This window comes from Cellulomonas massiliensis JC225 (assembly GCF_000312005.1).
Lineage (GTDB): Bacteria > Actinomycetota > Actinomycetes > Actinomycetales > Cellulomonadaceae > Cellulomonas > Cellulomonas massiliensis.
Genome location: NZ_HE978588.1, coordinates 300,206 through 305,877, shown reverse-complemented (window position 1 = coordinate 305,877; position 5,672 = coordinate 300,206). Strand labels below are relative to the sequence as shown.

Annotated in this window: 5 protein-coding genes and 1 pseudogene; 3 read left to right on the top strand and 3 right to left on the bottom strand. The window is 75.7% G+C overall.

Annotated features, from left to right (window positions below; all coding sequences use genetic code 11):
* A partial coding sequence (locus HGCM_RS19560; protein ID WP_019135108.1) for an SAF domain-containing protein occupies nucleotides 1–265 on the bottom strand: 265 nt, incomplete at its 3' end.
* A 117-nt stretch (nucleotides 266–382) separates the two neighbouring features.
* Nucleotides 383–730: an FmdB family zinc ribbon protein gene (locus HGCM_RS18990; protein ID WP_081596340.1), complete on the bottom strand. Its 348-nt coding sequence runs from the start codon at nucleotides 728–730 to the stop codon at nucleotides 383–385.
* A 203-nt stretch (nucleotides 731–933) separates the two neighbouring features.
* On the opposite strand from HGCM_RS18990, the gene HGCM_RS01390 reads away from it, so the two are divergent.
* The gene (locus HGCM_RS01390) at nucleotides 934–3,528 is read left to right on the top strand and encodes a penicillin acylase family protein (RefSeq protein ID WP_026075175.1); all 2,595 of its coding nucleotides are present in this window, start codon (nucleotides 934–936) and stop codon (nucleotides 3,526–3,528) included.
* A gap of 52 nt (nucleotides 3,529–3,580) precedes the next feature.
* On the opposite strand, the gene HGCM_RS01385 is transcribed toward HGCM_RS01390, so the two are convergent.
* The gene (locus tag HGCM_RS01385) at nucleotides 3,581–4,216 is read right to left on the bottom strand and encodes a 5-formyltetrahydrofolate cyclo-ligase (protein WP_019135105.1); all 636 of its coding nucleotides are present in this window, start codon (nucleotides 4,214–4,216) and stop codon (nucleotides 3,581–3,583) included.
* Nucleotides 4,217–4,337: 121 nt separating this feature from the next.
* On the opposite strand from HGCM_RS01385, the gene galU reads away from it, so the two are divergent.
* Together galU and HGCM_RS16360 are read left to right on the top strand one after the other, a co-directional pair.
* A complete protein-coding gene (gene galU / locus HGCM_RS01380) occupies nucleotides 4,338–5,234 on the top strand; it encodes a UTP--glucose-1-phosphate uridylyltransferase GalU (protein ID WP_019135104.1) in 897 nt (298 codons plus the stop codon).
* Nucleotides 5,235–5,373: 139 nt separating this feature from the next.
* Nucleotides 5,374–5,672: pseudogene (locus HGCM_RS16360) on the top strand (molybdopterin molybdotransferase MoeA); the annotation flags it as partial.

The following is a 5,672-nucleotide window of genomic DNA, read 5'->3' as shown; positions in this document are numbered from 1 at the left end:
GCAGCCGCACCACGCGCAGGTCGTCCGCGGCGAGGGTCATGCCGGCGGGCAGGTCGCGGGCCGCCACGACGACCGGCGACGACCGCGCGGCCGGGGGAGCGAGCGCGTGCAGCGCCGAACCGACGGCGAGCGCCGCCGCGAGCGCGGCGACCGGGAGGCGCGAGCGCCAGACGAGCAGCCGCAGCGTCAGGCGCCAGGGCCTGCGCCGGCGGGGCAACGGCGCGGGCGACCGGGGGTCGCCGAGGGGGAAGGGGGCCTGGTCCACGCGGGGGACGCTAGGCACCGCCGGTCGCGCACGGGCCGTCCGGGCCTCGACCGGGGGAGCGTCGCCGGCGCGAGATCGCCTGGGGACGGCTCGCGCCGTGCGCCCCGACCGGAGGGGTCAGGCGGAGGCGGCCGGCGCGCTCGTCGTCGACGACGGGCTGCCGGAGGACGACGAGGACGCCGCCGGCGAGGACGTCGACGAGCTCGAGCCGGACGACGAGTCCGACGACGGGGTGCTCGCCCCCGAGGCGCCGCTCGCCGCCGGCTTCGTGCCGGTCTGCGAGCCGCCGGCCCGCGCGTCGTTGCGGTAGAAGCCAGAGCCCTTGAACACGACGCCGACCGACGAGAACAGCTTGCGCAGGCGTCCCGAGCACTCGGGGCACACGGTCAGCGACTCGTCGGTGAACGACTGCTGGATCTCGAACTGGTGCCCGCAGACGGTGCACGCGTAGGCGTAGGTGGGCAAGTCGGCTCCTGTGACGGACGGAGGAAGTGGTCCCGGCGGGTCGGGGGGCCAGGCTGCGACTGGCACTCCGGCGACCCGAGTGCCAATGCTAACGGCAACCCGCGACGGCACATTCCCGGGATCACGCGGCGACACGCCGTCGTCCCGCGGACGCACCCCGCTCGGTGCGGGGTGCGGCGCGCGCGGCCACTACCCTCGCAAGGGTGCCCCGCCGCCGAACCGTCCGCCTCGTGCTCGCGACGACCGCAGCCGTGCTCGTCGTCGCCCTGGTGGCGGCGGTCGTCGCCGCCGTCGTCGTGATCCGGCGCCCGCTGCCGGAGGTCTCGGGCGACCTGCGGCTGCCCGCGCTGGACGCAGAGGTCACCGTGACGCGCGACGCCCGCGGCGTCCCCACCATCACGGCGACGACGAGCGCCGACCTGTTCCGCGCGCAGGGCTACGTCGCCGCGCAGGACCGCTTCTTCGAGATGGACTACCGCCGGCACGTGACGTCGGGGCGCCTGTCGGAGCTCGTCGGGCAGAACGACGCCGCGCTCGAGGCGGACAAGGTGATCCGCACGTTCGGCTGGCGCCAGGTCGCCGAGCGCGAGTGGGCGATCCTCCAGCCGTCGACCCGCGAGGCCCTCACCGCCTACGCGGAGGGCGTCAACGCCTACCTCGCCGACCGCGCGCCGGCGGCGATCGCGGTCGAGTACACGGTGCTCGGCACGCAGGTGCACGTCGACGCGCCCGAGCCGTGGGACCCGCTCGACTCCCTGACCTGGCTCAAGGCGATGGCGTGGGACCTGCGCGGCAACTACGACGAGGAGCTCGCCCGCGCCGAGTCGTACGCGACGATCCGCGACGTCGACCGCGTCAACGACCTGTTCCCGACGTACCCCGTGAGCATCAACGCCCCGATCGTCGGGGCCGAGCAGGCCGTGCCGCCCGCCACGGCGGCGGCCTCGCGCGACGACGCGGACGAGGAGACGTCGACCGCGGCGGCGACGCTGCACCTGCAGGACGAGGACGCCCGCGGGGCCCTGCTGGCCGCGAGCGCCGCCATCGACGCCGTCCCGCACCTGCTCGGCGAGGGCGAGGGCGTCGGCTCGAACTCGTGGGTCGTCAGCGGCTCGCACACCGCGTCGGGCTCACCGCTGCTGGCGAACGACCCGCACCTGGGCATCTCGGCGCCCGGGATCTGGGCGCAGGTCGGCCTGCGGTGCGCGCCGGTCGGCGACGCCTGCCCGTACGACGTCGCGGGCTTCTCGTTCGCGGGCTTCCCCGGCGTGATCATCGGCCACAACGGCGCGCTGGCGTGGGGGCTGACGAACCTCGGCGCCGACGTCACGGACTTCTTCCTCGAGCGCATCGACGGCAGCGACGCCCTGCGGGACGGCGAGCGCGAGCCGCTCACGACGCGCACCGAGGTCATCAAGGTCAACGGCGGGCAGGACGTCACGCTGACGGTCCGCGAGACCGTGCACGGGCCGATCGTCTCCGACGCGCTCGACCTCGGCGGCGTCGTCACGGCACCGACGCCCGAGTCGGCGCCCGGCGGCCGCTACGCGGTCTCCCTCGGCTGGACGGCGCTCGCGCCGGGCCACACCGCCGACGCGGTGCTCGCGATGGACCTCGCGACCGACGCGGACGACATCGCGCGCGTGGCCCGGCTGTTCGACGTGCCGTCGCAGAACATCGTCTTCGCGACGACGGACGGCCACATCGGCTACCAGGCGCCCGGCCGCATCCCGGTCCGGGCGCGCGTCGCCGGCGACGTGCCCTCGGACGGCACCTGGCCCCGCCCGGGCTGGGACAGCGCGTACGACTGGCAGGGCTACGTGGACCCGGAGGACATGCCGGCCGTGCTGGACCCGCCGTCGGGCATCCTCGTCGCGGCCAACCAGGCGGTCACCGCGCCCGGCAAGGGGCCGTTCCTCACCCGGGACTGGGACTACGGCTACCGGGCGCAGCGCATCCGGTCCGAGCTCGAGGCGCAGGTCGCCCAGGGCACGACGATCACGGCGGAGACGGTCAGCACGCTGCAGAACGACGTGCGCAGCCCGTACGCGGACGTGCTCGTCCCGACGCTGCTCACCATCCCGGTCGCGGACGCGTTCGACCGCGACGGCCAGGACCTGCTGCGCACGTGGGACCGCCGGATGGACCAGGACTCCCCGGCGGCGGCCTACTTCGCCGCGGTGTGGAAGTCGCTGCTCGAGCTGACCTTCGCCGACGAGCTGCCCGAGGGCGCCCGCCCGGACGGCGGCTCCCGCTGGCTCGAGGTCGTCCGGCGCCTGCTCGACAGCCCCGGCTCGCCGTGGTGGGACGACCGGTCGACCACCGGCGTCGTCGAGGGCCGCGACGAGATCCTGTCGCGCGCGCTCGTGCAGGCCCGGCGCCAGCTCACCCAGCAGCTCGGCAGCAGCACCGACGACTGGCGCTGGGGCAAGCTGCACGTCGCCGCGCCGGAGCACCCCGTGCTCGGCGGCGACTCGGTGCCCGCGATCGTGCGGCGGCTGATGAACCCGCAGGGCATCGAGGTCGGCGGCGGGTCGTCGATCGTCAACGCGACCGGCTGGGACGCGTCGTCCGGCTCGTACGGCGTGACGTCGGCGCCGTCGATGCGGATGGTCGTCGACCTCGGGGACCTCGACTCCTCGACGTGGGTGACGCTCACCGGCACGTCCGGGCACCCCGGCAGCGTCCACTACACCGACCAGCTCGCCGCCTGGGCGCACGGCCGCACGTACCCGTTCCCGTTCACCCCGGCCGCGACGGAGGCGGACGCGAGCGACCGGCTGACGCTGCGGCCCTGAGCCGGCCCTTCGCCGGCGCGGTGTCGGCCCTCTGCTGGCCGGACCTCGCGCCTCAGCGCAGGGGCTGCCAGCGCTCCGGCGTCGCGACGACGTCCACGGGCAGGTCGTGCGGCTCGCGCGGCAGCGGCCGCAGCGCGGCGTCGTAGAGCTCCTCGGGGAAGACGAGCGCGACGACGGGCGTCCCGGGGCGCGCGTGCACGAGGGCGCGGTCGTACCAGCCGCCGCCCTGGCCGAGCCGGGTGCCGACCGTGTCGACGGCCAGCGCCGGCGCCACGACGACCTCGGCGTCGGCGAGAGCCTCGGCGCCCAGCGGCTCGGTGCCGGGCTCGGGCGGGCGGCCCGGCGCGCGCTGGTGCAGGTCCTGCGGCCCGGCGTACTCCGCCCAGCCGCGCTGCAGCCCCGAGCCGAGGACGGGCAGCAGCACGCGCACCCCGCGCGCGGCGAGGCGCTCCAGCAGGACGTCCGTGCCCGGCTCGGTCGGCCGCGACGCGTAGACCGACACGCAGCGCGCCTGCGCCACGGCGGGGATGGACTCCACCACCTCGGCGAGGGCCTCGGCCGCCTCGGCGCGGCGCCGCGTCGAGCGGGCCAGGCGCTGGTGCCGGACGAGCGTCCGCAGCCGTTCCTTCGTCTCCTCGACCTCGTCGCCGTCGTGCACGCCGAGGTACGGCTGGGCGTCGCTGCTCATGCCCCCAGTCTCTCAGACGCCACCGCCGGTGGGGCGGCCCCGCGTGCTGTTCGCGTCCTGTTCGTCCGCTGTGACCAAGTTCCCCCCTGCGGTGGGCGTGGCCCGCGGTTAGGGTCCCCGCATGGCGATCCACAAGGCAGTCATCCCCGCGGCCGGCCTGGGCACGCGCTTCCTGCCCGCGACGAAGTCGACCCCCAAGGAGATGCTCCCGGTCGTCGACAAGCCCGCGATCCAGTACGTCGTCGAGGAGGCCGTGCGCGCCGGCCTCGACGACGTGCTGCTCATCACGGGTCGCTCGAAGCGCACGCTCGCCGACCACTTCGACGCGGTGCCCGAGCTCGAGGCAGCGCTCGAGGCCAAGGGGGACACCGAGCGCCTCGCGCGGGTGCGGGAGTCCACCGAGCTGGGTCACGTCCACTTCGTCCGCCAGGGTCAGCCGCGCGGCCTCGGCCACGCCGTGCTGCAGGCACGCCACCACGTCGGCGACGAGCCCTTCGCGGTGCTCCTGGGCGACGACCTCATCGACGAGCGCGACGAGCTGCTCTCGACCATGCTCGAGCTCCAGTCCCGCGTCGGCGGCTCCGTCATCGCCCTCCTCGAGGTGCCGCACGAGCAGATCTCGCTGTACGGCTGCGTCGAGGTCGAGCCGCTCGGCGACGAGCCCGACCAGGTGCAGGTCACGGGCCTGGTCGAGAAGCCCCCGGTGGACGAGGCGCCGAGCGACCTCGCGATCATCGGCCGGTACGTGCTCCACCCCGCCGTGTTCGAGGTGCTCGAGCGCACCGAGCCCGGCCGCGGCGGCGAGATCCAGCTCACCGACGCCCTGCAGACCCTCGCGGGCATGGACCCGCAGGACGGCGGCGGCGTGTACGGCGTCGTGTTCCGCGGGCGCCGCTACGACACCGGCGACCGGCTCGACTACCTCAAGGCCGTCGTCCGCGTGGCGTCCGACCGCCCCGACCTCGGCCCCGACTTCCGTGCCTGGGTCCGTGAGTTCGCGGCCGGTCTCGACGACTGACGGGTGCCACCGGCGGACCGGCCCGCGCGCGCCCGTCGGTGCGTCGTGAGCCGCGGGGCGCGTGACACGATGCGCGCATGAGGTCGCAGGGTCGCGCGGTCGCGCGCACGGGCAGCACGACGAGCACGGGACGAGCGGCGTGAGGTCGGTCCAGGACCAGCTGGCGGCGGTGCTCGCGTCCGTCGGGCCGGTGTCCGCCCTCGACGTCGTCCTCGCGGACGCGGTCGGGTGCGTGCTCGCGCAGGACGTCGTCGCGCCGCGGGACCTGCCCACCCACGCGCTGGCGAGCCGCGACGGCTACGCGGTGGCGGCGCACGAGACCGCCGGGCGCGCGTCCGCCGACGGCACGCACGGCGCCGTCCTGCCCGTCGCGCACGACGTGCTGCCCGGGCGCGGCGGACCGGTCCGGCTCGCGCCCGGCCAGGCCGTGCGCATCGC